Source organism: Mucilaginibacter koreensis (assembly GCF_054783355.1).
In genome coordinates this window covers 1,178,426-1,204,067 of the sequence record NZ_BAAGQS010000001.1, presented here as the reverse complement: position 1 = coordinate 1,204,067, position 25,642 = coordinate 1,178,426, and the positions used below count along the sequence as shown (strand labels likewise).

Annotated in this window: 29 protein-coding genes and 1 other RNA gene; 17 read left to right on the top strand and 13 right to left on the bottom strand. The window is 41.0% G+C overall.

Annotated elements, in window-relative coordinates; translation table 11 throughout:
• Window positions 1-44: 44 nt before the first annotated feature.
• From ACYVNW_RS05395 to rpsO, 6 genes are all read right to left on the bottom strand, one after another.
• Entirely contained in the window at window positions 45-995 is a 951-nt protein-coding gene (locus ACYVNW_RS05395; protein WP_460678821.1) for a D-2-hydroxyacid dehydrogenase, read from the bottom strand.
• A gap of 69 nt (window positions 996-1,064) precedes the next feature.
• On the bottom strand, window positions 1,065-2,132 hold the full coding sequence (serC, locus tag ACYVNW_RS05390; protein WP_460678820.1) for a 3-phosphoserine/phosphohydroxythreonine transaminase: 1,068 nt from the start codon (window positions 2,130-2,132) through the stop codon (window positions 1,065-1,067).
• A gap of 130 nt (window positions 2,133-2,262) precedes the next feature.
• The gene (rpe, locus tag ACYVNW_RS05385) at window positions 2,263-2,916 is read right to left on the bottom strand and encodes a ribulose-phosphate 3-epimerase (protein WP_460678819.1); all 654 of its coding nucleotides are present in this window, start codon (window positions 2,914-2,916) and stop codon (window positions 2,263-2,265) included.
• A gap of 65 nt (window positions 2,917-2,981) precedes the next feature.
• Window positions 2,982-3,251 (bottom strand): hypothetical protein, encoded by a 270-nt coding sequence (locus ACYVNW_RS05380; RefSeq protein ID WP_460678818.1) that lies wholly within the window; start codon window positions 3,249-3,251, stop codon window positions 2,982-2,984.
• A gap of 142 nt (window positions 3,252-3,393) precedes the next feature.
• Complete coding sequence (gene pnp, locus ACYVNW_RS05375; RefSeq protein ID WP_460678817.1) at window positions 3,394-5,559, bottom strand: polyribonucleotide nucleotidyltransferase; 2,166 nt, start codon at window positions 5,557-5,559, stop codon at window positions 3,394-3,396.
• Window positions 5,560-5,688: 129 nt separating this feature from the next.
• Window positions 5,689-5,967, bottom strand: coding sequence for a 30S ribosomal protein S15 (gene rpsO / locus ACYVNW_RS05370; RefSeq protein ID WP_460678816.1), 279 nt, complete (start codon window positions 5,965-5,967; stop codon window positions 5,689-5,691).
• A 149-nt stretch (window positions 5,968-6,116) separates the two neighbouring features.
• On the opposite strand from rpsO, the gene ACYVNW_RS05365 reads away from it, so the two are divergent.
• Window positions 6,117-6,542: an acyl-CoA thioesterase gene (locus tag ACYVNW_RS05365; RefSeq protein ID WP_460678815.1), complete on the top strand. Its 426-nt coding sequence runs from the start codon at window positions 6,117-6,119 to the stop codon at window positions 6,540-6,542.
• Between the two features lie 5 nt (window positions 6,543-6,547).
• Here the strand turns inward: ACYVNW_RS05365 and ACYVNW_RS05360 are convergent, their stop codons facing one another.
• Window positions 6,548-7,537, bottom strand: coding sequence for a D-alanine--D-alanine ligase (locus ACYVNW_RS05360; RefSeq protein ID WP_460678814.1), 990 nt, complete (start codon window positions 7,535-7,537; stop codon window positions 6,548-6,550).
• A gap of 127 nt (window positions 7,538-7,664) precedes the next feature.
• Here ACYVNW_RS05360 and ACYVNW_RS05355 point away from each other — a divergent pair, with 127 nt between their 5' ends.
• The 5 genes from ACYVNW_RS05355 to ACYVNW_RS05335 all read left to right on the top strand — a co-directional run bounded on the left by ACYVNW_RS05355 (window position 7,665) and on the right by ACYVNW_RS05335 (window position 13,329).
• Window positions 7,665-8,000: a MerR family transcriptional regulator gene (locus ACYVNW_RS05355; protein ID WP_460678813.1), complete on the top strand. Its 336-nt coding sequence runs from the start codon at window positions 7,665-7,667 to the stop codon at window positions 7,998-8,000.
• 51 nt (window positions 8,001-8,051) lie between these two features.
• On the top strand, window positions 8,052-10,160 hold the full coding sequence (locus ACYVNW_RS05350; RefSeq protein WP_460678812.1) for a ComEC/Rec2 family competence protein: 2,109 nt from the start codon (window positions 8,052-8,054) through the stop codon (window positions 10,158-10,160).
• Between the two features lie 71 nt (window positions 10,161-10,231).
• Window positions 10,232-10,879 carry a hypothetical protein gene (locus tag ACYVNW_RS05345; RefSeq protein ID WP_460678811.1) on the top strand — a complete coding sequence of 216 codons (648 nt, stop codon included), beginning with the start codon at window positions 10,232-10,234 and terminating at the stop codon, window positions 10,877-10,879.
• A gap of 148 nt (window positions 10,880-11,027) precedes the next feature.
• The gene (locus ACYVNW_RS05340; protein ID WP_460678810.1) at window positions 11,028-11,954 is read left to right on the top strand and encodes a sugar phosphate isomerase/epimerase family protein; all 927 of its coding nucleotides are present in this window, start codon (window positions 11,028-11,030) and stop codon (window positions 11,952-11,954) included.
• 277 nt (window positions 11,955-12,231) lie between these two features.
• The gene (locus tag ACYVNW_RS05335; RefSeq protein ID WP_460678809.1) at window positions 12,232-13,329 is read left to right on the top strand and encodes an L-dopachrome tautomerase-related protein; all 1,098 of its coding nucleotides are present in this window, start codon (window positions 12,232-12,234) and stop codon (window positions 13,327-13,329) included.
• A 47-nt stretch (window positions 13,330-13,376) separates the two neighbouring features.
• Here ACYVNW_RS05335 and dinB read toward each other — a convergent pair whose 3' ends face one another.
• Window positions 13,377-14,561: a DNA polymerase IV gene (gene dinB / locus ACYVNW_RS05330; protein ID WP_460678808.1), complete on the bottom strand. Its 1,185-nt coding sequence runs from the start codon at window positions 14,559-14,561 to the stop codon at window positions 13,377-13,379.
• A gap of 73 nt (window positions 14,562-14,634) precedes the next feature.
• Between dinB and ACYVNW_RS05325 the strand changes: the two genes are divergently transcribed.
• From ACYVNW_RS05325 to ACYVNW_RS05305, 5 genes are all read left to right on the top strand, one after another.
• Window positions 14,635-15,192: a 2'-5' RNA ligase family protein gene (locus ACYVNW_RS05325; RefSeq protein WP_460678807.1), complete on the top strand. Its 558-nt coding sequence runs from the start codon at window positions 14,635-14,637 to the stop codon at window positions 15,190-15,192.
• Window positions 15,193-15,292: 100 nt separating this feature from the next.
• Window positions 15,293-15,392: signal recognition particle sRNA small type (gene ffs / locus ACYVNW_RS05320), an RNA gene on the top strand.
• Window positions 15,393-15,489: 97 nt separating this feature from the next.
• Window positions 15,490-16,161 carry a fructose-6-phosphate aldolase gene (gene fsa / locus ACYVNW_RS05315; protein ID WP_460678806.1) on the top strand — a complete coding sequence of 224 codons (672 nt, stop codon included), beginning with the start codon at window positions 15,490-15,492 and terminating at the stop codon, window positions 16,159-16,161.
• A gap of 45 nt (window positions 16,162-16,206) precedes the next feature.
• Window positions 16,207-16,494, top strand: a complete 288-nt coding sequence (locus ACYVNW_RS05310; RefSeq protein ID WP_460678805.1) for a GNAT family N-acetyltransferase — start codon at window positions 16,207-16,209, stop codon at window positions 16,492-16,494.
• A gap of 9 nt (window positions 16,495-16,503) precedes the next feature.
• Window positions 16,504-17,466: a YpdA family putative bacillithiol disulfide reductase gene (locus ACYVNW_RS05305; RefSeq protein ID WP_460678804.1), complete on the top strand. Its 963-nt coding sequence runs from the start codon at window positions 16,504-16,506 to the stop codon at window positions 17,464-17,466.
• Here the strand turns inward: ACYVNW_RS05305 and ACYVNW_RS05300 are convergent.
• The 4 genes from ACYVNW_RS05300 to ACYVNW_RS05285 form a co-directional block, all read right to left on the bottom strand.
• The gene (locus ACYVNW_RS05300) at window positions 17,463-17,963 is read right to left on the bottom strand and encodes a 2'-5' RNA ligase family protein (RefSeq protein ID WP_460678803.1); all 501 of its coding nucleotides are present in this window, start codon (window positions 17,961-17,963) and stop codon (window positions 17,463-17,465) included. The two genes, ACYVNW_RS05305 and ACYVNW_RS05300, sit on opposite strands and share 4 nt — an antisense overlap.
• 47 nt (window positions 17,964-18,010) lie before the next feature.
• Window positions 18,011-18,604 (bottom strand): DinB family protein, encoded by a 594-nt coding sequence (locus tag ACYVNW_RS05295; RefSeq protein ID WP_460678802.1) that lies wholly within the window; start codon window positions 18,602-18,604, stop codon window positions 18,011-18,013.
• Between the two features lie 63 nt (window positions 18,605-18,667).
• Complete coding sequence (locus ACYVNW_RS05290) at window positions 18,668-19,261, bottom strand: Crp/Fnr family transcriptional regulator (RefSeq protein ID WP_460678801.1); 594 nt, start codon at window positions 19,259-19,261, stop codon at window positions 18,668-18,670.
• A 120-nt stretch (window positions 19,262-19,381) separates the two neighbouring features.
• A complete protein-coding gene (locus tag ACYVNW_RS05285) occupies window positions 19,382-19,573 on the bottom strand; it encodes a hypothetical protein (RefSeq protein ID WP_460678800.1) in 192 nt (63 codons plus the stop codon).
• A 49-nt stretch (window positions 19,574-19,622) separates the two neighbouring features.
• Here ACYVNW_RS05285 and ACYVNW_RS05280 point away from each other — a divergent pair, with 49 nt between their 5' ends.
• The 6 genes from ACYVNW_RS05280 to ACYVNW_RS05255 are packed head-to-tail and all read left to right on the top strand — an operon-like array spanning window position 19,623 to window position 25,290.
• Entirely contained in the window at window positions 19,623-20,300 is a 678-nt protein-coding gene (locus tag ACYVNW_RS05280) for a GNAT family N-acetyltransferase (RefSeq protein WP_460678799.1), read from the top strand.
• Window positions 20,301-20,308: 8 nt separating this feature from the next.
• Complete coding sequence (gene argG, locus ACYVNW_RS05275; protein ID WP_460678798.1) at window positions 20,309-21,499, top strand: argininosuccinate synthase; 1,191 nt, start codon at window positions 20,309-20,311, stop codon at window positions 21,497-21,499.
• The gene (argC, locus tag ACYVNW_RS05270; RefSeq protein ID WP_460678797.1) at window positions 21,499-22,518 is read left to right on the top strand and encodes an N-acetyl-gamma-glutamyl-phosphate reductase; all 1,020 of its coding nucleotides are present in this window, start codon (window positions 21,499-21,501) and stop codon (window positions 22,516-22,518) included. The genes argG and argC overlap by 1 nt, the downstream gene beginning before the upstream one ends.
• A 23-nt stretch (window positions 22,519-22,541) precedes the next feature.
• A complete protein-coding gene (locus ACYVNW_RS05265; RefSeq protein ID WP_460678796.1) occupies window positions 22,542-23,669 on the top strand; it encodes an aspartate aminotransferase family protein in 1,128 nt (375 codons plus the stop codon).
• A gap of 51 nt (window positions 23,670-23,720) precedes the next feature.
• Window positions 23,721-24,668, top strand: coding sequence for an N-acetylornithine carbamoyltransferase (locus ACYVNW_RS05260; RefSeq protein ID WP_460678795.1), 948 nt, complete (start codon window positions 23,721-23,723; stop codon window positions 24,666-24,668).
• Window positions 24,669-24,672: 4 nt separating this feature from the next.
• A complete protein-coding gene (locus ACYVNW_RS05255) occupies window positions 24,673-25,290 on the top strand; it encodes an FMN-binding negative transcriptional regulator (protein WP_460678794.1) in 618 nt (205 codons plus the stop codon).
• Between the two features lie 36 nt (window positions 25,291-25,326).
• Here the strand turns inward: ACYVNW_RS05255 and ACYVNW_RS05250 are convergent, their stop codons facing one another.
• Window positions 25,327-25,575 carry a hypothetical protein gene (locus tag ACYVNW_RS05250; RefSeq protein WP_460678793.1) on the bottom strand — a complete coding sequence of 83 codons (249 nt, stop codon included), beginning with the start codon at window positions 25,573-25,575 and terminating at the stop codon, window positions 25,327-25,329.
• Window positions 25,576-25,642: the final 67 nt, after the last annotated feature.

Here is a 25,642-nt window from a genome sequence, read left to right as displayed (position 1 = left end):
TTTTCTGTTCATAAAAAAAGGCCGCTTATAAAAGCGGCCTTTTTTTATTTCTTGAAATGATCAATAATCAATGTTGCTAATTCAACTCCTATCCGCTCCTGGGCTTCGTTAGTTGAGGCACCAATGTGCGGCGTTAAGGAAATTTTAGGATGCTTCAAAATATCTTCGCTTGGTGTGGGCTCATTGTCAAACACATCAAGCGCGGCAAAAGAAAGTTTACCGCTATCTAAAGCAGTAATCAGCGCAGCTTCGTCAATCAAACCACCGCGCGAAGCATTAATTACTCCTACCCCTTTCTTCATTTTTTCAAATTCTGCTGCACCTAATAAGGGCTGGTCAATAAAAGGTGTATGCAGGGTGATAAAATCACTTGATGTGATAATATCTTCAACTGATGCAGCGGTAACCGGAACCTTAACCGTAGTATCCGCTCCCAAAATCAATTCCAATTCATGCGCAAAAGGATACAAATCAAATGCTAATACCTTCATGCCTACGCCTAAAGCAATTTTGGCTACTTCGCGGCCAATGCGGCCAAAGCCAATGATGCCCAAGGTTTTTCCTCTTAGCTCAATGCCTTTGGCATACGCCTTTTTAAGGTCATTAAACTTGGTGTTGCCCTCAACCGGCATTTTGCGGTTACTGTCTTGCAGAAAACGTACTCCGGTAAATAAATGCGCAAATACCAGTTCGGCAACCGATAATGATGACGAGGCTGGTGTGTTGTAAACGCCAATGCCTTTTTGTTGGGCGTATTCTACATCAATATTATCCATACCAACACCGCCCCTGCCAATCAGTTTCAGGTTAGGGCAGGCATCTATTAATTCCTTTCGTACTTTGGTGGCGCTGCGTACAGTAATGCCATCATAGTGCTGCAACTTATCTGCAAGTTCAGCCTGAGGTATAGTATTCGTGTCTATTTCGAAACCTGCGGCCTCCAGCATTTGCTTTCCTACCGGGTCAATGCCATCGTTGGCTAATATTCTGATCATGGTTGTTAAAATGATAAGCCCCTCCGCCCCCTAAAGGGGGAACTTGATGTTCACGGAGGGGGCTAACTATTATTTATTCTTTTCTTCAAATTCTTTCATGGTATCAATCAGCACCTGCACGCTGCTTAGCGGCAGTGCATTGTAAATGGACGCACGGAAACCACCCACACTACGATGGCCTTTAATGCCTACAATGCCTTTTTCATCGCACAATTTCAAAAACGGCTTTTCCAGTTCTGGGTTCTCTGCCACAAAACATACGTTCATGCGTGAGCGGTCTTCCGGCATACTTACCGCTTTAAACAGTGGGTTGCGGTCAATTTCGGCATACAAGGCCTGCGCTTTGGCTTCGTTTTCTTGTTGGATAGCTTCTACGCCACCTTTGGCTTTTAACCAACGCAGGGTAAGCATCGAAACATAAATGGCAAACACCGGCGGCGTATTATACATGGAGCCTCCCTCAGCCTGCACCTGGTAGTTGAACATAGCCGGGATATTACGGTCTGAGTTGCCTAATACATCGTCTTTTACAACAACCAACGTTACGCCAGCCGGACCCATGTTTTTTTGTGCACCGGCATAGATCAAACCAAAATCGGACACGTTTATTTTGCGGCTGAAAATATCGGAAGACATATCACACACCATCGGCACCGGTGAAGTTGGAAACTGTTGCAACTGGGTACCATATATGGTATTGTTCGAAGTGATATGGAAGTAAGCTGCATCAGCCGGCACCTCATAGTCTTTTGGAATGTAGGTAAAGTTGCTTTCTTTTGATGAAGCCACAATTTGGACTGAACCAAAAAATTTGGCCTCTTTAACTGCCTTGTTGGCCCAAACGCCGGTTTCAAGGTAAGCGGCTTTACCACCTTCGGGCAAAAGGTTATATGGAACCATAGCGAATTGGGTACTGGCTCCTCCTTGTAAAAACAAAACAGAATAACCTTCAGGTACTTCAAGGAGTTCTTTTACCAAAGCAACGGCCTCATCAAGCACGGCTTCAAACTCAGCTGAACGGTGTGAAATTTCCAAAATGGACAAGCCGATTCCGTTAAAATCAACAGCAGCTTCAGCAGCCTGTTTTAGTACCTCTTGCGGCAATATACCAGGGCCGGCTCCAAAATTGTGTTTCATATAGTACGATATTAGTTTAGTGATTATATCAAACCTGCCGCCATTATCTGCAGCAGCCGAATTTAGATATTTAAACTACTAAGTTGGTAGCTTTTTATTAAAAGATAATAGCAGATCCAAAATTGGATGCTTATCCTAAATGTTTAATGCTCGATATGGCAGCTTTAGGGTCAGCATCTGCAAACACAAAGTTGCCGGCTACTAATACATTTGCCCCTGCCTCTACCAGAGAGGTGGCATTTTGTTGATTCACACCACCATCAATCTCAATCAGTAAATCGGGGCGGTATTCGCTGCACATGCTGGTAAGCTGGTGTATTTTCCGGTAAGTAGTGTTAATAAATTTCTGACCACCAAAACCGGGATTAACAGACATCAGGAGTACCAAATCTAAATCCGACAAAATGTTTTCCAACTGGTAAACGGAAGTATGCGGATTGAGTGCTACTCCTGCTTTGCATCCTAAATCTTTTATGGCTTGTATGGTGCGGTGCAAGTGGTTACAGGCTTCGAGGTGTACTGTAATTACCGCTGCTCCGGCATCAGCAAATTGCTGAAGGTAACGATCAGGGTCTGCAATCATTAAATGGACATCTAACGGTTTGGTTGCATGTTTTTTGATGGCCTGCATTACCGGAAAGCCGAATGAGATGTTAGGGACAAAGATGCCATCCATAATATCAACATGGATCCAGTCGGCTTCACTTTGGTTGATGAGTTCCACATCGCGCTGCAGGTTTGCAAAATCAGCGGCTAATATGGAAGGTGCAATCAGGTGCTTCATGCCCTCAAATATAGGCACAATACACAGAACAGGAAGGATAAAACTAAATTATAGCAACAAAGATATTAATCGCAATTTTGAAGCAAATCATAATATTTGCGCATTAGCTCGGTATCATAATTCACGAGAGAATTGTAAGCTTCAGATACCAGCTCAGTCAGAATAGAAGCCCCTAACTGGCCGGCGCCATTCGGTATAGCTTCATAATATTTAATTAATTCTTTCACCCGGATAATTTCGTACAGTAACGACTGGATTAAATCAGCTTGTTCACTGTTGGTACCAGCAGCGTTTTTGTCCAAAAAATCCAATGGATCATTGGTAGAGGATGTCATGTTTTTCAGTAGTAGGAACGGATGTGGTAAATGTTTCTTGCCTTATCTTACATACAAATGTTTAAATCTGAAAATATTTTAAGTTCCTAAAATAAATAATAACCCCGATATACTCAGGGTTATTATTTAATATGTTTAAAAATTAAGCATTATTTTGCTCTGCTTTTGGCGCATCAGGGCGGTCAGGGCGTGGTGGCTTTGGTATCAAGGCTTTTCTTGAAAGCTTTAATTTTCCTTGCTTATCCACATCCAATAATTTTACTTTCACTATTTCGCCTACCTCGAACACTCCGTCCATAGTTTCCAAACGTTTGTGGTCAATTTCAGAAATGTGCAGTAAACCATCTTTGCCTGGCATAATTTCAACAAATGCACCAAATGGCATAATGGTTTTAACTTTACCTTCGTATACTTCACCAATTTCTGGTTTAGAAGCAATGGCGCGGATGCGTGAAACAGCGGCATCGATTGAAGCCTTATCAGCCGCAAAAATCTGAACGATACCTTGGTTATCTACCTCTTCGATATTGATAGTAGCACCGGTTTCACGTTGCATTTCCTGAATGATTTTACCACCAGGGCCTATAACTGCACCAATAAACTCTTTATCAATTTTTAATTGAACAATGCGCGGTGCAAATTCTTTATAATCTTCGCGAGGTGCGCTGATGGTTTTGCTCATCTCGTTCAAAATGTGTAAACGGCCTGCCTTTGCCTGATCCAAAGCTTTTGCTAATACTTCGTATGATAATCCATTGATCTTTAAGTCCATCTGGCAGGCAACAATACCTTTTTCAGTACCGGTTACTTTGAAGTCCATATCACCCAAGTGATCCTCATCGCCCAAAATGTCTGAAAGTACAGCGTATTTGCTGCCTTCAGCATTGGTGATTAAACCCATGGCAATACCTGAAACAGGCGCAGAAATTTTAATACCTGCATCCATTAACGCTAGTGTACCCGCACAAACCGTAGCCATAGAAGAAGAACCATTTGATTCTAAAATATCAGATACTATACGGATTGTATATGGGTTCTGATCATCTGGTGGCAATACGCGTTTTAATGAGCGCTGCGCCAGGTTACCATGACCAACTTCGCGACGGCCCGGGCCGCGGTTAGGGCGAACCTCGCCGGTAGAAAAGCCCGGGAAGTTATAGTGCAAAATGAATTTCTGGTAACCGTTAATAAACGCACCATCAATCATCTGCTCATCAGTTTTTGCACCCAAGGTAACGCTTGTTAATGATTGGGTTTCACCACGGGTGAATACCGCCGAACCGTGCGCTGCCGGCAAGTAGCTTACCTCGCTCCAGATGGGGCGGATTTGCGTTGTGCTGCGGCCATCCAAACGGATACCTTCATCTAATACCAAATTACGAATGGCATCATACTGCACATCGTGGAAGTATTTTTTGGCTAAGCCTTTGGTCACATCATCAATATCAGCACCTAAAGTACCAATGAAAGAATCACGAACTTCTTTGAATTTCTCGCCACGTTCGTTTTTGCTTGAACCAGCTTTGGCAATAGCATATACCTGATTATAGGTTTTTTCGTAAACCTGTTTCTTCAGTTCTTCATTGCTATGCTCATGGCTGTAAGTACGTTTAACGGTTTTACCTACTTCGGCAGCCAGTTCTTTCTGCGCCTGTACCTGGATTTTAATGGCATCATGCGCAAATTTGATGGCTTCAACCATTTCATCCTCCTGGATTTCTTTGGCTTCACCTTCCACCATGTTTACATCGTTTTCAGAACCGGCTACGATGAACTCTAATGTAGCACGTTCCAAATCGCTCAGTAATGGGTTGATGACTAATTTGCCATCAATCTTAGCTACGCGAACTTCAGAAATTGGGCCGTTGAACGGAATATCAGAAACAGCCAGCGCTGCAGAGGCGGCTAAACCAGCCAGTGCATCAGGCATAATATTTTTATCGGCAGAGATTAAAGAAATCATTACCTGTGTGTCGGCATGATAATCTTCTGGGAATAAGGGGCGCAGGGCGCGGTCAACCAAACGGGAAATCAGGATTTCATAATCTGATAAACGTGCCTCGCGGCGCAGGAAACCACCCGGAATACGTCCGGTTGATGCATATTTCTCCTGATAGTCAACTGATAAAGGCAGGAAATCAATTCCTTCTTTTGCTTCGGGAGATGATACTACAGTAGCCAGTAACATGGTATCACCCATTTTTACCACTACTGAACCATCAGCTTGTTTGGCCAGTTTACCGGTTTCGATCTCAATGGTGCGGCCGTCACCTATATCGAATACCTTTTTAATTGCATTGTAACTCATTTGTAATTAATTATTGATGTGCTTTTCATCTTTCAGAGCACACCGGTTGTTTATGTTATTTTACTTGTTAGCAAAAGTAAAAAAGCCATTTCAAATAAGAAATGGCTTTTTATTAAAAACTGGAAAGCGTTATTTAATGATATCACGCAGCGATAAAGCCTTGATGATAGCACGGTATCTTCCGATGTCTTTTTTGTAAAGGTAGGCCAATAATGCACGACGTTTACCTACCAGTTTTTGCAGTGATAACTGGGTGTTAAAGTCTTTGCGATTTGACTTTAAGTGGCCGGTTAAGTGAGCAATACGGGTGGTGAACAATGCAACCTGTCCTTCTGCCGAACCAGTGTCGGTAGCACCTTTACCATGTTGTGCGAAAATTTCTGCTTTCGCTTCTTTACTTAAATACATTACCTGAATAATATTAAAGCGTAAATAAATTGAATTAATTGTGCGCGAAGGTAAGCAAATATATGCGAACATGCAATAGTGAATGAGGTAAATTGATTTATGAAAATAAAGCCACTTAGACTTTTGAATTTTTACTTTTGACTTAACGAATGGAAACAACGCCTAAAACATACACCACATTTGAAACCGAGCACCGGGTGCGCCCCGATGATATAGATATGTTTCAGCATGTGCATAACAGTAAATATTTTGATTATGTGCTGGCGGCCCGCTACGAGCAGATGGATACCTGTTACGGCATGGCTATGGAAAAGTTTATGGAACGTGGTTTTGGCTGGGTGGTGCGCACCGCGCATGTAAACTACAAACGCCCGCTGGTGATGGGCGATTATTTTTTAGTACGCACCGGCATTGCCGAAATTAATGAGAAAGGTTGCCGCGTAGCTTTTACGATCACCAATAAGGCTACCAAAAAAGTATGCTGTGATGGCTGGTTTGACTATACCATGATTGACATGAAAACCGGCCGGGGGGCAAAAGTGCCCGAAGATATCATCGAGCATTATTCCATATAAATTTGTTAATGACCTGTTGAACCTTCTACAATAGCTTCGTAAAAATCACTCACCTGCATACCGGCTGCTCTTACCTGTTGAGGTATCAAACTATTAGCCGATTGACCGGGGGTAGTATTGATTTCTATAAAATAAAAATCGTTAGTATTTTCTTGTAGAATGAAATCAACCCTTACCATGCCACGGCAATTCAGGCGCAGGTATACTTCTTTAACTATAGCTTGTATTTGCTCAAGTTTTTCCGTTTCGATATTTGCAGGTGTTATCTCTTCAGACACGCCAGGTGTATATTTGGCCTCGTAATCGAAGAACTCTTTTGAACTGATAATCTCTGTAGGCGGCAGTACCGTAACTTTACCGTTAAGGCTGGCAATGCCTATGCTGAACTCGCGGCCTTGTATAAACTCCTCAATTAATATCTGCTCATCTTCATGAAATGCTTTCTCAAGTGCTGCAGGCAAAGCAGCCACATAATGCACTTTACTCATGCCTACGCTGCTGCCTCCGTTGTTAGGCTTAATAAATAACGGGAAATGCAATGCGGCAGTAATTGTAGCGATATCATGAATATCTTTCCTGAACAGTTGCAGAGAGCGTGCAGTATGTAGGTTTTTAATGGTATGAACAATGGTCTTGGTGTAGGCCTTGTTCATGGTAATGGCAGATGTAGTAGCATCGCATGTATTATAAGGTATACCCAGCATATCAAAGTAACCTTGCAGCTTACCATCTTCGCCCGGAGTGCCGTGTACGGTAATAAAAGCAGTATCAAAATTTATTTTATTACCATTAAGTGTTATGCTAAAATCGTTTTTATCAATATCCACTACTTCATGTTCGGCCTGATAGAACCAACGGTCGCGGGTGATCAGTATAGTGTAAACATTGTATTTGCCGGCATCTAAATTAGCCGCTATGTTTTTAGCGCTGTTGATCGAAACTTCGTATTCTCCGGAATATCCGCCGGCAATTAAAGCAATGTTCTTTTTATTCATGGCGGTCAAAGATAACGATTAGTTGATGTGTTCATCAAATGATGTTTTGAACAGAAACCATTGCTACTGGTGTGGACTTTGCCTTTTTATTTTTTCGTCCTTATTGCAAAAAATATACTTTTGCAATATGCCTTACAAAGAACGCGACATTAATAAAATGTATTATACCATGGGCGAAGTATCCGCCATGTTTGACGTGAACCAGTCCTTGTTAAGGTATTATGAGAAAGAGTTTGATATCCTGCAACCTAAAAAAAATAAAAAGGGCAATCGTTACTTTACTGCCGAGGATGTAGAAAATTTAAAAATCATCTTCCATCTCATACGCGAAAAAGGCTATACATTAAATGGTGCCAAAGAGCATTTAAAAGGTAATATCGGTACCGCTAAAGACCAGCAAAGCGTAATTAGCGCATTAGAGCATTTGCGTAATTTTTTGATCGAAGTGCGCGATCAGTTATAAGGTGTGGGCTGAAAAGCCTATATTGCTGCCTGCAACCGCTACGCCTTTTACATGCTTACCCGGCTTAAAACCGAACATCCCTTTTTATTTTTATTACTGCCGTTTGTATCGGGTATCAGCACATATTTGTGGGCTTGGCCGAATGCAACTTCTCTCCTTTTGTATCTTCTTGCCGGCTTATCAGCTCTGTTTTTCATTAGCCTTAATATCGCATATCGTCATCTGAAGATTGATAAGGGCAGGCAATGGCTGGGTGGGCTGTTATTAACCTTGTTCTTGTTCATGGGGGGATACATCGCTGCTTTGCAAGCCAGCGAACTAAACGAGACTGCCTTTTTCGCCAACCGCAAGGCCGACCAGTTGCTGATACAAATCAGTAATGAGCCCAAACTAAGCGGCAGATATATCCGCTTTGCAGCAACAGTAAAACAAACCGTTATAAAGAAAAATTCTAAAGAAGCATCAGGTCATTTACTGGTTATTATTCCCGCATCAAAAAAATCTGCCGGCTTAAATTATGGTGATCAGCTTTTGATCAAAGCCAACTTTAATGTTGTTCCGGCTCCTTACAATCCGGCTGAATTTAACTATAAACAGTACCTGGCTTATCAAAATATTCATTACCAGGCGTTCATCGACCCTCGCGAAGTGCGCATGATAAAAGGAAACGCCGGCAATCCATTGATAGCTTATGCGCTAAACCTTCGAAGAACATGTGTAGAGCATTTTAAAGCAGGTATTAAAGATAGCAGCGCTGCGGCAGTAGCTTCTACCCTTATATTAGGCTACAAAGCAGATTTAAGTAATGATATAATACAAGCTTACTCTAAAACCGGAACCTTACATGTACTGTCGGTTTCGGGTGCGCATGTGGCCATTATCTATGCATTAATTTTGGTGCTGTTAAGCTGGTTAAAAGCTTACCACTATGGCCATATTTGGAGTGCTGTAATAACTGTTGCCTTGATTTGGGCTTACTCATTGCTTACCGGATTTTCACCTGCCGTATGCAGGGCCGCTTTAATGATTACATTTTACATTTTAGGTAGAACCTTTTTCAGGCAGGTAAGTAGCCTGAACTTGTTAGCCGCCTCGGCATTCGTTCTGTTACTCTTTCAGCCGCTCCTGCTGGCCGATGTTGGCTTTCAGCTCTCCTATTGTGCTGTATTTGGGCTATTTGTGTTTCAGCCGGTTATTTACAAGCTGTTTAAGTTTGACAATAAATGGCTTAATAAATTCTGGCTGGTCAACTCCGCATCAATTGCTGCGCAACTGGCCACTTTTCCATTAAGCGTTTATTACTTCCATCAATTCCCGATTTATTTCCTGATTAGCAATCTCCTCATCATTATACCTACCGAAATTATTATGGTGGCTGGTGGAGCTTACCTGATTTTCTATCAAATTCGCATTATAGCGGCAGGACTAGGTTGGTTACTGAAGTGTGTAATTACCTGGATGAATATTTGTCTTATTTACATTGAAAGTTTACCATTTGCCAGTATTAACGGCTTATGGTTTACAGAAATGGAACTGGTGTTTTTGGTTGTGCTAATGTTGTGTATAATACTTGCACTACACCAACGTAACGCCCGCACCATATTAGCAACCCTGGCTTGTGTACTTGTATTGTTTATTACAGCTGCTTTCAAAAATTATCAGGCTGTATCATCTCGTTATATTACATTTTTCAATCTGAAACATCATACCGGAATTTTGCTTAAATCGGGCAAAAAAGGCGTGCTCATTACCGATTTGAACACGAATGATAAAGCATACTTGTATTCTTTGAAACCCTATCTGGATAGCTGCAGGATTGAACATACAACGGTGGTAAATCAATTACAAAATGTAAGCGAATCAATTTGCAGGAAAAAGGGAAATTATGTTCAGTTTATAACTGACGCAGTTTTGATTGCAGATACTTCTTTTCATTATCAGCCGTTGCAAAATCCTGTTAAAATTAAATATCTTTATATTACAAACTCGCCCAAATACACTTTAAACCTTTTGGCACATAGCTATATCTATACCACGGTGATAGCAGGTGCAAATAATTCGAACCAAACTATTGAACGTTACAGGAAAGAAGCAGAAAAGCAGCATAAAATTTTTATAAGCTTAAAGCGTAACAAATCATTTGTGGTTGCATCTAATTAATAAAGTATTAACTTAGGGATAAATTTGATACTTGTATTTTTAAAAATCAAGCAAAAACAAAACACAAAACAATGACTCCAAAATTTTTAAACATTGCCTTAGGCGTAGCTTTATCAGCTGCTGCATTATCAGCCAGCGCACAAAAAAAGTATACTGAAGGCGTGGCTACTTACAATGTTTCTACTGCAGGTCAGAACGTTGAAGCCAAAACTTACTTCAAAGGCGATTCAAGTGCATATTCTTTCAGTCAGGGCCCGGCAAGTATCAAAATCATTGGTACTGCAAATTCTTCATTTCTTGCCGTATTGGTAGATGTGCCGATTGCCTCTATCAAAAAGGCAGCAGTTGCCACCCCTGCCGAATTGGAAGATGCTAAAGCGCAAGAACCAAAGTTCAGCTTTACTCCTACTAATGAAACCAAGCAAATCAGCGGTTTCAATTGTAAAAAAGTAATGGTGAAAGATGCTAAAGATAACGCTTCTTATGCAGCTTGGGTAACAACAGATATCTCGGCTCCATCAAACACACTGTCTAAATATTTCGCTGGTGCCGGTGGCTTTCCTGTACAATTTACTACCGTACAAATGGGCCGCCCTACCGAAGTGACTTTAAAATCAATTGCCGAGCAAACTGTACCTAAAGGTACATTTGCCATCCCTGCTGATTTTGACAAAATCACTTTAGAAGAATTGAAATCAATGAGTGGCGGCGGTCGCTAAACAGTATTTAATCTATATTTACAAAGCCCTGCAATGAAAATTACAGGGCTTTGTTGATTATACGTATTTTGTTTACATCAAAAAACATATTTATTATACTTAATTACGGTTAATCGTTAAATTTAAACCAATCAATTCAACCTCAATTATGATCAACCGTAGAAAATTTATTCAAACTGCCGGTACTGCTGCGGCTGCAGCTGTTGTATTGCCGGGTGCTGCTTCTGCACTGGCCGCTGGTGCAGCGCCACATCCAATTGGTTTACAGCTTTTCACCTTGTTTAATGTGATTGATAACGATGTGGTGGGTAATCTGAAAAAGGTAGCTGGTATCGGTATTAAAGAAATAGAGTCTGCTTACAGCAGCAAAGGTCCATACTATGGCTATACACCGAAATCGTTTGCGCAGATGCTGGGCGGCTTAGGCCTTTCCTGGAAATCACATCATGTAATTGGCCAGCCTTTTAAGTTGCCTCCCGGAACAAAAATGCCGGTAGGCGCTGATGGTAAGCCGATGGTGATGCCCAAGGTGTTCAATTTGCGCGAAAACATGCAGCAAATTGTAGATGATATGGCTGAAGGCGGTGTTCCCTATCTGGTATGCGCAGGTGGTTTGCCTTTCGAGACTATGGCAGATATTGAATCGGCGGTGGCCTTGTTGAATAAGGCAGGCGAGGCATGTAAAAAGGCAGGTATACAGTTCTGTTACCACAACCACGATATGGAATTTAAGAAAGTTGATGGTAAAGTGCCATATGATATATTTCTGGCCGAAACCCATCCTGAGCATGTGAAGATGGAGTTGGACGTGGTGTGGTCAGTTAAAGGCGGCGCAGATCCTGTAGCGCTGTTTAAAAAGCACCCGGGGCGATTCCCATTGTGGCATATCAAAAACCTGAAAAAAGATTTAACCACTATTGTACCTGCCGGAGAAGGCATCGTAGATTACAAACCGGTATTTGCACAGGCCGCCACCGCAGGCATGAAATACTTTTTTATTGAGCATGATATGCCGGCTGATCCATATGGTAGCATGACCGCCAGTTATAAGTATCTGCGCAGTATTCATGTTTAAAAGGAATTACTGAATTTTTAAATTCACTTATAAGCAGCTTTCGAAATAAATAAGAAAGCTGTTATTTGATTTATAGAAATATTGGGCGCGTAGTAACAATGCTAAATATCTGATTCTCCTTTATACCGCCATAGCTTAGTTATTTCATGGTTAGAATTTTCTAAGTTATGGCGATAATAAAGTGATATAAACAACTCGAAAATACTGGAAAAGGGTTACAATTGCCGATTGAGGGCTTACTTAGAAACTTTTAACTTCAACTTAAGTTATTAGCTTTATGAAAAAGCTAATCATCTACCTCATGACTGCTGTTTCTGTTGCCGGGATGGCTTCAAAAACGCAGCGCGCGCAGGCGCAAGTACCTCAATTGCAAAAAGTTTACTCAGACAATACCTACCAGTTCACCGGCGTTGCCGTATCTAAAAGCGGACGGGTATTTGTTACCTATCCCTACTGGTCAAATACATATAAATATGCGGTGGTGGAAGTGCTGCCTAACGGAACTGCCAAGCCCTACCCCGATGCTACCATGAACAGCTGGAAAAAAGGCGAAGATGGTATGAATAAATGGGTTTGTGTACAAACGGCTTATGTAGATGATAACGACTTTTTATATATCGTTGATCCTGCCGCACCGTTTTTAGCCAAAGTTGTGGGTAATAGCGCTAAAGTGGTCAAGTTTGATTTGAAGACCAACAAACCCGTGCAAACATATCGCTTTCAGGGTACCATTGATAATAGCAGTTATTTAAATGATATCAGGGTAGATACTAAAAAACAAGTAGCTTACCTCACCAATTCTGGCACTGGTGGCATTGTGATACTGGATTTAAAAACCGGCAAATCCCGCCAGGTTTTGCAGGCTGACAAGTCTACCCTGCCAGACCCTAACCATAAATTTATTATTGATGGCAAAGAATTTAAAAAGCAAGGCCAACCAGCTAAGTTTAACTCCGATGGTATTGCTTTAACGCCCAATGCCGATTGGTTGTATTACAAAACCATTAATGATAAGATTCTATACCGCATTAAAACTTCATCATTGTTGAATGAAAAGCTGACTAAGCAACAACTTTCCGGTGAAGTGCAAAACCTGGGAGAGATTGTAAATACCGATGGTATGATTTTCGACAAGAAAGGCAACCTTTACCTCGGCGATATGGTTAACTACCGCATGGTAAAAGTAAGCCCCGATTTAAAAGCAACTACATGGTTCAAAAGCTCACAGTTAATTTGGCCCGATACTTATTCCATTTCTAACGACGGATATTTATACATCACTACATCACAAATAAATAAACAGCCTGATTATAACAATGGTGTAAACAAGCGTACATCACCCTACATGGTATACAAAGTTAAGTTGCCACAATAACTAAGAATCGATTAAAAAAGGGCATAATATTAATTATTATGCCTTTTTTAATTCTTTAAAAACGGATTGAAATTCCGTTGCCCGATTTCCATTCCGGCAGCACGGCAAACTGTTTTGTTGCCGTATTTAAAGTTGATACTATCCAATGCCTGGTAAAGCTTCAACTGTTGCTCATCATCCTCAAATAAGTTGATCTGATAGTTGCCTGAGCATAGCTGACTCAGCTTTACGCCAATTAAGCGTATAGGGCGTTTACCATTCCAGGCTTTCTGCAGCAAGTTTTTAATACCGGGCAGTAAAACATGCTCGGCTGCTGTGTATCCTATTTTTTGCTGAAAAGTATGCGTTTCAAAATTGGCATACCTGATTTTAATAGCCAAACACGAAGCCAGCTTATCTTCAGACCGCAGCTTAAAAGCCAGTTCCTCGGCCATGGATATTAATATAGCTTCGAGGGTTTTTGCGTTGGTAGTGTTGTGGTTAAAAGTATGCTCAGTAGAAATTGATTTACGGTCGCTGTGCGGAGAGACCTCTGCATCATCCAACCCATTGGCCCTCTCCCAAATCATCAATCCATTTTTGCCGAACAAGGTTTGCAAAAAGCGCAAGTCTGCCCTCTGCAAATCGCGTATCTTATCAATGCCATAAGTATGCAGCTTCTCACAGGCCTTTTCACCCAGCATCGGTATTTTGGAGATATGAAAAGGGGCCATAAAGGCTTTTTCGTGTCCGTGTGGTATGTATAGTTGCCCGTTAGGTTTGGCTGCATTGGTAGCCATTTTAGCCACTGTTTTACTGGAAGCCATTCCGAATGAAATGGGAAGACCAGTTTCCTTAATAATCTTCTGCCTAAGCTCGGTAGCCATCTGATAAGGATTATAAAAGCGGTCTGTACCGGTTAAATCGATATAAAATTCATCAACCGATGATTTTTGATACAGAGGCACGGCATCCTCAATAATTTTAGTTACCTGTGCTGACGCTTCAGAATAACGGCCATGCGTGCCCTTAATTAAAATAGCACGTGGGCAAAGCTGCAAAGCCTGCTTAGTCGGCATGGCAGAATGTATCCCGAATTGGCGTGCCTCATAACTGCAGGAAGCCACTACTCCCCGATCAGCCGAGCCGCCAATAATTACAGGCTTACCAATCAACTTCGGGTTAAACTTCCGCTCTACGGAAACAAAGAAAGAATCAAGATCAATATGTACAATATATCGCTTAGTACTCACCTAACAAATTTACAAATTCTATTTGTAAAATGCTAATATATTTAGCAATTTGGCCGCTCAATTCGACAAACTTATGACAGGTTATAAAGACTATTTTTTGCTCCTATCACCAGGCGAGCGGGTAATTGACACTATCCGCCTTTGTAAGCTTTTAACTAAATCTTACATTAATGATTTTCCGAGCGCCGGCTCAAAGGCCCACATTTCAATAGCACATTATCACCGGCAAAAACCGTACATGATTGAAACCTTCATAGATGCTCTTGAAGCGGAGATACGACGTATACCTTGTATCAATTTACAGATAGATAATTTTAAATACTTCGTTCATCCTGATGAACGTATGACCATGTACGCTGCCATAAAAAGTACATATAAAGTAGACAATTGGTTGTTGGATTTACGGCGCTGCTTAAAGCATAATCAAACAGTAACCCCTCACATCACCGTGGCTAAAACTATTATGGTAGATGAGTTTTATAAAGTGTGGCCGCGTTTCTACTGCGAAAAATATGAGGAACAATTTTTAGTAGATACCCTGCATATTTTGGAACGCGAAACGCTAAAACCCGGTGACAAATGGAAATTATACAAAAGTTTAAAGTTCGACAGCAGCCGGATTATTAACTAAATCTGAAAATATTGTTATTGATTATCAGGTTAATGAAGTTAAAATTGAGCCATATTTCATCTTTTAATTCAGAAATTAAACTTTTTTCTATCTTTGTGGCGGGTAAGTCTTTTACGACCAGCTCCCTTTGAACTCCCCCAGGGTGGGAACACAGCAAGGGTAAAAGGTTGTAGCGGTGCGATAAAAGTAGCTTACCCATTTTTTATTTTCTGCCTGATGATAATCGCAGCTTAATGAAAATCGCCTCCCAAAATTTTACCGCTGTCTTTTCTTTCACACACATAACCTCCTTTTGATATGAAATTTTTTATTGATACCGCCAACTTGGCTCAAATCACCGAAGCGCATGAATTAGGCGTTTTGGATGGTGTAACCACCAATCCATCACTGATGGCTAAAGAAGGCATTTCCGGTCATGATAACGTGGCTAATCATTACAAGGCTATTTGCGAAATTACAGATGGCGATGTAAGCGCCGAGGTAATTGCCACCACTTTCGATGAAATGATTGCCGAAGGCGAAGAGCTGGCCAAATTACACGAGCGTATTGTGGTAAAAGTACCAATGATTAAAGACGGTATTAAGGCAATTAAGTATTTCACGCAAAAAGGTATTAAAACCAACTGTACCCTGGTGTTTTCTGCAGGCCAGGCCCTTTTAGCTGCAAAAGCAGGCGCTACTTATGTTTCTCCTTTCATCGGCCGCTTAGATGATATTTCAACTGATGGTTTGCAACTGATTGAAGACATCCGCCTGATTTATGACAACTACGGTTACCAGACACAAATTTTGGCTGCCTCGGTTCGTCATCCGATGCATATTGTAGAATGTGCCAAAATTGGTTCTGATGTAATCACGGGCCCGCTAAGCGCCATTACTGCTCTGTTAAAACATCCGTTAACTGATAATGGCTTGGCCCAGTTTCTGGCCGACCATGCCAAAGCAGCTTCCCAAGGCGCTACTATTTAATTTTTTCTGCTAATCATTCTGGCCGTTTTGCTGTTACTTCATCATATGAAAGTTGAACAACAGCAAAGCGGCCAGGAAGGCAGCTTTTTTATAGAACAGGATGGTAGCCAGGTTGCTGAAAGTCGTTATATCATCACTGGTACCGATACGATGGATATCTACCATACTCAAGTAGACGATGATTTTCAAGGGCAGCATTTAGGTGATGAATTAATTAAAGCTGCAGTGGATTACGCAAGACAGCATCAACTTAAAATTGCTCCAAGCTGTTCGTTTGCGCAGGCTATGTTCGGAAGGCACCCTGAATTTAAGGATATTCAGGCAAAATCATAATTTCGTTTCATGTTAGATGTACTCATTATAGGCGGCGGCCCTATAGGTTTGGCTTGTGGTATTGCTGCTCAAAACGCGGGGCTCAATTTTTTGATTATTGAAAAGGGTTGTTTGGTAAATTCACTTTACAACTACCCTTCTACCATGACTTTTTTTTCTACTTCTGAAAAGCTGGAAATTGGCAATATACCTTTCATGAGTACTCATAACAAGCCCAATCGTGCTGAGGCATTGGAGTACTATCGCCGTGTAACCTTTCAATATCAGTTACCAATCCACCTGTTTGAAGAGGTGGAACAGATAAGCAAAGTGAACGATGGTTATCATGTTACAACCTGTAAAGCATCCTATCAAGCAAAATATGTAGTTATTGCTACTGGTTTTTATGACATTGCTGTAAACCTAAATATTCTTGGCGAAAACTTGCCAAAAGTGAAGCATTATTACAAGGATCCCAGCTACTATACCATGCAAAAGGTAATCGTAGTAGGATCCAGTAACTCAGCCATTGACGTAGCACTCGAAACATACCGTAAAGGAGCTGAAGTGACTTTAGTTATCCGCGGCAGCGAAATAAGTAAACGGGTGAAATATTGGGTACGGCCCGATATCATCAACCGTATAGAGGAAGGCAGTATTAAAGCTTATTTTAACTCAAATTTAAGCGCTGTACGCGAACATGAAGTGGATATCGAAACACCTGAAGGCAAAGTAACCATTGCCAATGATTTTGTAATGGCCATGACTGGTTATAAACCCAACTTCGAGTTCTTGAAAAAAGCAGGTGTTCAGTTAACTGAAGACAAATTTATTCCTACCTACAACCCCAATACGATGGAAACCAATATGCCCGGCATGTACCTGGCCGGTGTGGTTGTTGGCGGGTTGGATACACACTTATGGTTCATTGAAAACTCGCGCATTCATGCTAATATGATTATCAATGATATTATGGCAAAGCGGCGCGCTTAACCTTTAAACTCATACGTGTTTATATGTCGCCAGGGGCCGCCTAAATATTCCCACAAACTCAAGCCTGTTCCATAAGCGATAAAAGGTTCAAACTTCGCTGCCAGTTCTTCGCGCAATTGGGCAGCCATAGCCGGTTCTACTTTATTTTGAATAGTAATATGCGGCCATAATTTGTGCTGATCTTGAGGGATCAACCATTCTTGCCATTGCTGCTGTAAATGTTTGTGTAATTGTAGTAGCCTATCACTTTCTATTTTGTAAGCTACGCCACTGCCAATGTTTCTGACTTCAGATACCTGTAATTCAATTTTTTGATGCCGGTTACATGCATCTGTAATGGTTTTAATTATCTTTTCCTCCTGAGCCGGCAACTGGTGAAACAAGCTCAGATGCGCTTTTAAGTGGTTGCGCTCGGGCGGGAAATACTGTTGGCGAAGGTCATCGAAAAGAGCTTGACTTTTATCATCAAGCGCTAATGTTAAAATTAGTGGCTGCATTAGCGTAACAACAAGCTTTGCAGGGCTCTGTTTATAAGCTTTTAACTTTAATTTAAATGGTCTGCCGGTTTGTTCTGTTTAAAACTATTAATGATGTCATTAATTTGCACAAAATGGCGCTGCTGATGAGTAACTAAAAACCGCATTACGTCGCCCAAATTAAGTTTAATAAGTTTAAAAATGCTGATTGGAATTTTAATGCGTTCGAGCGGATATTGATGCGAGGTTTCCAGTATAATCAGCAATTGCTGCTGACCGCTGATAAAATTATTGATTATCGTTTTAGTATCCGGTTCTTGCCCGGGTTGATGCTGCGGAGCCGCTTTCATTTTCTTGGTTACTTGTCCGTTTGCATCAGGCTGCATCAGTTTAACAAAGTAATTGCCTAACCAACTGCTTGTAAAATGTGTTGAAGTTGTGCCGGCATCCGGGTGTTTTAAAAACGCATTAGTAATAAGTGGTAAGTAATAAGAATTATAGGTATTCAGATGCTCAATCACCTGTAGTATACTCCAACTACTGTTATCAGCTTTGTGGGCAAGTACCTCAAGCGGCAGCAGCTGCAGCTGTTTCGCCTCAGTAAGTGTTTTCTCAACAGTAACTTTTAATTGTTGTAGCAAGGTTTGGGTATGGATTGTCATGGTTAAACTTTTCTGCAAAGAAAATGTCTCTGCTTTTGAAAAAAGTTGACATTTACCATCATTTTACCCCAGCTGACTATATAATTTACTAAAGGTAGCCGGATCAATACCTAAGTAAGAAGCGATGTATTTATGTGCCACCAGATTAAAAAGCTGCGGATTACGTTGATAAAGGATATTGATTTTTTCAATTGCCGAAAATATGCTGAGCTCCATCTGCCGTTTTAGAACATTATGCAGTGTTTGGGTGGCAGCCAGTCGCAACCATTTTTCCAAAACAGGATAAGTATCTATAAGCTTGAAAAAATCGGTATAACTGATGCGCAGTAAACGGCTTTGAGTTAGCGTTTCAAAATTATATAATGATGGCTGCTGAAGCAAAAAGCTATCTACTACGCCCGAAAAGCTATAAGGATAAGTAAAAACAACAGTAGCCTCTTTTGGGCCATGAGTTGCATAACAGCGCTGGATGCCCTCCGTTACAAAATATAAATACTTTTCTTTGTTGCCGGCATCAGTTAGTATTTGCTTGCGTTTTACTTCTAATACCACCCAGTTTTGTAACAAGCTTTCTGTTACCAATTCGGGTAAGGGTATAAATGCCATAAACGCTTCACGCAGTTTATTATACTCTTCTACTGACGGCTTTTCTTTCATGAAAAATTGCTGATAAGGAACATCGCTAAAACATTACAATTTATTCACATGTAATATTTGCATAAATAAAATTTAATACCCTTTTTTGCAAAAAAATAAAAAAGCAAAAACACATATATTTTAAAATGAATCTGCAAAGCATACATAAGCCAACCGCCCGAGCATTTTTTGCTCCGGTTCAAGCTGCTTTGGTTTCAGCTGTTTTTGTATACTCCCCGTCATCACGACGACGATTATATATTCCCCGGGTTTGAGATAGACCTGCTGTCTAAACCTGTAACTTGAAGCGTATTCTGCTTCGGTCAAATTCATTTATTATTTTATTTATAGCCTCAGAGGCTGATTTAAGGGAATTTATTTAATGACCATTCAAGATTTTGATATACTCGTTGCCTCAGAGAAGCACGCCGACTATGCACCACTCATTTGTGATGAAATGGCCGAATCGGCTAAAGCCAGAGGTACAGGCATTGCCCAGCGTTCGCCTGAGTATGTAGCTAATAAAATGCTGGAAGGCAAAGCTGTTATTGCTTTGCACAAAGATGGCACTTGGGCCGGTTTCTGCTATATTGAAACCTGGAGCCACGAGGAATTTGTGGCTAATTCAGGACTTATAGTTAACCCTAACTACCGTAAAGCGGGTTTGGCCAAGGCTATTAAAAAAGCAGTATTCGATTTATCGCGCAAAAAATATCCTGAAGCAAAGATTTTCGGCTTAACCACTGGTCTGGCTGTAATGAAAATCAATTCGGATTTAGGATATGAGCCTGTGACCTATTCTGAGCTTACGCAAGATGAAACCTTTTGGCAAGGCTGCCGCAGTTGTGTGAATTATGATATTTTAACTGCAAAAGGCCGAAAGAACTGCCTGTGTACAGCTATGCTTTGGGACCCTGCCGAGAAGCAGAAAGAATACGAAGAAAAAATGAAGAAAATAACGCATAAAGCAACTTTGCTGGAGCGTATAGAAAGTGCACTTAAAAATTCGTTAAAAGTGCTTGCTGGTTTAATGGTTGGTTTTTTACACCTGAAAGGATAATTAATAACATGAAAGAAAAAGTAGTTTTAGCTTATAGCGGCGGCTTAGATACCTCATTCTGCTGTATCTATTTAACTCAGGATTTGGGCTTGGAGGTGCACTCGGTAATTGTAAACACGGGTGGCTTCAGTCAGGATGAGTTGCACCAGGTGGAGCAGCGTGCTTATCAAATGGGCGTTACGTCGCATCATGTTGTTGATGAAACTGAGAACTTCTACAATACTTGTGTACGTTATCTCATTTATGGTAACGTATTAAAAAATAACACTTATCCCCTTTCAGTAAGCGCAGAACGCGTAAGCCAAGCAACAGCTATTGCTAACTATGCTAAAGAAATTGGTGCTACTTATGTAGCACATGGTAGTACAGGCGCCGGTAATGACCAGGTGCGCTTTGATATGATTTTTAACATCCTCGTTCCGGATGTGAAAATTCTGACGCCTATTCGTGATTTAAAGTTAAGCCGTGAAGAGGAAATCACTTACCTGAAAGAGCATGGCGTTGAAATGAACTTTGAGAAAGCTAAGTATTCTATCAATAAAGGTATCTGGGGTACTTCAGTGGGTGGCAAAGAAACGTTGACTTCCAATTTGGGCATGCCTGAAGATGCATGGCCAACACAGGTAACATCAACTGAAAGCCGCACTTTAGAACTGGAATTCAACAAAGGTGAATTGGTAGCCATTGATGGTGAAAAGTACGATCATCCTACTAAAGCTATCCAGGCCTTACAAGCCATTGCCCAGCCTTATGGCATTGGCCGTGATATACATGTAGGTGATACCATCATTGGCATTAAGGGCCGCGTAGGTTTTGAAGCAGCCGCACCTATGGTTATCATCAAGGCACACCATACTTTAGAAAAGCATGTGCTTACCAAATGGCAGTTATCATGGAAAGACCAACTTTCTTCATTCTATGGAAACTGGCTGCATGAAGGCCAGTTTCATGACCCCATTATGCGCAATATAGAAGCTTTTTTAACCGACACGCAGCAAACCGTAACCGGTAAAGTATGGGTTGAATTAAACCCTTATCGCTTTCAGGTTACAGGTATCGAATCGGCTCATGATTTGATGTCTAACAAATTTGGCAGCTATGGCGAAATGAATAATGCCTGGACTGGTGAAGATGTGAAAGGCTTCTCAAAAATTTTCGGTAATCAGGTAATGATTTACCACAAAGTAAACCAACAATAATGAACGTGCCTACAGTTGAAGTGCCCATAAAGAGCGCTGAGAAAATAAACGTTGGTATTATTGGCGGTGCTGGCTATACCGGTGGTGAACTGCTGCGTCTACTGGTCAATCACCCTCATGTAGAAATCGCATTTGTACATAGCAATAGTAATGCTGGCAATTATGTATATGAAGTTCATAATGACCTGTTTGGCGATACTGATCTAAGGTTCAGCAGTGAATTATCGGACAATATTGATGTGCTGTTTTTATGTGTTGGACATGGCGATGCCCGTAAGTTTTTAGAAGTAAACTCTATTCCCTCTCGTGTAAAAATTATTGATTTGAGTCAGGATTTCCGCCTGAATGAAAAATCAGAAATAAATGGACGAAGGTTTGTGTATGGTTTGCCAGAATTGAACTTAGAAGCGATTAAACAAGCTAACAATATTGCAAATCCAGGTTGCTTTGCAACATGTTTGCAGTTAGGATTACTGCCTTTAGCTGCACATCAGCACTTGAACAGCGAAGTGCATATTACAGCAACTACAGGCTCAACCGGTGCAGGCCAAAGCTTATCTCCTACTTCGCATTTTACCTGGCGTAACGATAATCTGTCTGTATACAAGGCTTTTGAGCATCAGCATTTAAACGAGATTGGCGAGTCGTTAACACAACTGCAGGCCGACTTCTCTAAGCAAATCAACTTTATTCCATACCGTGGTGATTATACCCGTGGGATAATTGCCTCGATGTACTTGGACAGTGATTTGTCAACAGAAGAAGCTTTAAAGTTGTATACGGATTATTATGCTGTACACCCATTTACGCATGTTACCACTCGTAATATTGATTTAAAGCAGGTTGTAAACACCAATAAATGCTTTATTCAAATTAAGCGCTATAATAACAAGTTGTTTATTATCAGTATTATAGATAATCTACTTAAAGGTGCTTCTGGGCAAGCAGTTCAAAATATGGACCTTATTTTTGGTTTGCCTGAAACAGCAGGATTACGTTTAAAAGCAACCGGATTTTAAATCTACAACCGCAATTACTAAAGATGAAATTATTTGACGTTTACCCCATCAACCCGATTGAAATTGTAAAAGGTGCTGGTAGCCTGGTTTATGATGCCGAGGGTACAGAATACTTAGATTTATATGGAGGTCATGCCGTTATCTCAATTGGTCACACTCATCCGCATTATGTTGAGCGTTTGGTGAACCAGTTGCATAAAATAGGCTTTTATTCTAACTCAATTGAAATACCGCTTCAGAAACAGTTGGCTGATTTATTGGGTCAGGTATCAGGTAAAAATGATTATCAATTATTTTTGTGCAACTCCGGTGCAGAAGCTAATGAGAATGCATTAAAGCTGGCTTCATTTTATAATGGTAAAAAGCGAATCATTGCTTTTACAAAATCTTTTCACGGTCGTACCTCGTTGGCTGTTGCTGCAACTGATAACCCCAAAATTGTAGCGCCGGTAAACGAAACTACTAACGTTACCTTTTTGCCCTGGGGCGACGAAGTTGCATTACAGGAAGCCTTTGAAAGCGGTGACGTGTCTTCAGTGATTATTGAAGGCATTCAGGGTGTAGGCGGAATCCAGGTAGCCCCAGTGGCCTTTTTGCAAAAGATCCGTTCGCTGTGCGATCAGCATAATGCTGTGTTTATTGCCGATGAGGTGCAAGGCGGTTATGGCCGTAGCGGCAAGTTCTTCGCCACTGATTATGCAGGCGTAGATGCCGATATTTATACCATGGCTAAAGGTATGGGTAACGGTTTTCCTATAGGTGGCATTATTATTTCTCCAAAAATTCAACCGGCTTATGGCATGTTGGGTACCACTTTTGGCGGTAATCATTTAGCTTGCGCAGCGGGTTTAGCAGTACTGGAAGTCATTCAGCAAGAAAACCTGCTAAAAAATGCTGAAGAAATAGGCAATTATCTGATTAATGAACTAAAGAAGCTCGATCAAGTAATCGAGGTTCGCGGACGTGGTTTAATGATTGGCATTGAGTTGCCGCAGGAACTGAGCCATGTACGTAAAGATCTGCTTTTCAAACATCATATATTTACTGGTGAAGCCAAGCCTAATGTAGTAAGGTTGTTGCCTGCCTTAAATTTAACTAAAGCACATGCTGATCAATTCTTATCAGCATTCAGCCAGGTTTTAAACAATTAATAAATAATAGTTTACTTAACGTTGCTTTAAGCAATTGTTCAATTTATATACATGAAGCAATTCACATCCGTTCATGATGTTGCCAACATAAACGCATTAGTTTCGGAAGCTTTGGCAGCAAAGCGCAGCCCCTACACTGATCAGCAACTGGGTAAAAACAAAACGTTGGGCTTGGTATTCTTAAACCCAAGCTTGCGCACCCGTATGAGTACCCAAAAGGCGAGCCTCAATTTGGGCATGAACGTAATGGTGTTAAACATGGACAAGGAAGGCTGGGCGCTTGAATTGCAGGATGGCGCTGTAATGAACGGAAGTTCTGTCGAGCACATTCGCGAAGCGGCTGCCGTCATGGGTCAATATTGTGATATCATTGGCATTCGCTCTTTTCCGGGTTTGAAAGACAGGGATGAAGATTATAGCGAAATCATATTCAACAAATTTGTGAAGTATTGCGGTGTTCCGGTGGTAAGTCTGGAATCAGCTACCCGCCACCCATTGCAAAGCTTGGCTGATTTAGTGACTATTGAGGAGTTGAAAACTACAGTTCGTCCTAAAGTGGTATTAACGTGGGCACCACACATCAAGCCCCTTCCACAGGCAGTACCCAACTCGTTTGCCGAATGGATGTGCAAAGCTGATGTTGATTTTATGATAACCCAACCACAAGGTTATGAGCTGGATAAAAGCTTTACACAGGGTGCTGAAATTACATACAACCAAAATGAAGCGTTGGCCGGGGCCGATTTCATTTATGTGAAGAACTGGTCGGCTTATGAACCTTACGGTAAAGTGTTGCCAGGCAATGAAGACTGGATGCTGACCAACGAGCGTTTAAGTATAACCAATAATGCCAAAGTGATGCATTGCCTTCCTGTACGCCGCAATGTAGAATTATCAGATGAGGTATTGGATGGACCTCATTCTGTTGTAATTCATGAAGCCGGTAACCGCGTATGGGCTGCACAGGCGGTATTAAAATCAATTCTTCAGGAGTTATAGGCTGATGTATATACCAAAGCAAAACTTAATGGCGAGTGCTGCTGAAGCTGTGGCTTTCATGCAGAAATACAGTTTTGCAACATTGGTAACCAGTATTGATGATATTCCCTTTGCCACGCATTTACCTTTTGTAGTAAAGCATTCTGATTATGGCAGTATACAACTACTTGCTCATTTAGCTAAAGCGAACCCTCATGCAGAACATCTCGAAAAGCAAACTTCGCTGGTTATATTTAACGAGCCGCATGCCTATATTTCACCTTCCTTGTATGATAAGGAGCTGAACGTTCCAACATGGAATTATTTAGCGGTGCACGCTTACGGCAAAGCGCAGTTAATTAATGATAGTGCAGAGGAAAAGGAAGTTCTGGTGCATATGATACAGCAGTACGAGCAAACGTATTTGCAACAATGGGATAAACTGCCTGATGATTATAAAAACAGGTTATTGAACGGAATCGTTTCTTTTAAAATTGAGGTTACCGATTTACAAGGGAAAAAGAAACTCAGCCAAAATAAAACATTGCCCGAACAACAACGGATAATTGCTGCCTTGCAATCTAACAATAACAAAGTAGTCAGCCAGGTAGGTGACTATATGGCTGCAGAGCTAAAACAATAAAGGCTTACCAAATTGGGTAAGCCTTTATTGTTTATCTTATTTTGCACCTTCAGAGCCTTCAAGCTTTACAACTTTGTTGTAAAGGCCTAACAGCAAGAACGGAGCTGCCCATTGGCCTACAAATAATGCAGTTTTGTCTTTTTTCAAAATTTTCAACGTAGCTGAAGCTGCCATAGAACCTAAAGCGGCCCATAAAAACAGGTCTGATGGTAATTTGGCGGTTTGTTGTTCGATAGCCTTGGCAACTTTGCCTTCGCTATGTTGTGGATTGGTGTTCGTTGGCATTTGTATGTTTTTTAGAGTTTACTTTAATGATTAACAGCGTTTATTGCACATTGTTAAATAAATTTTC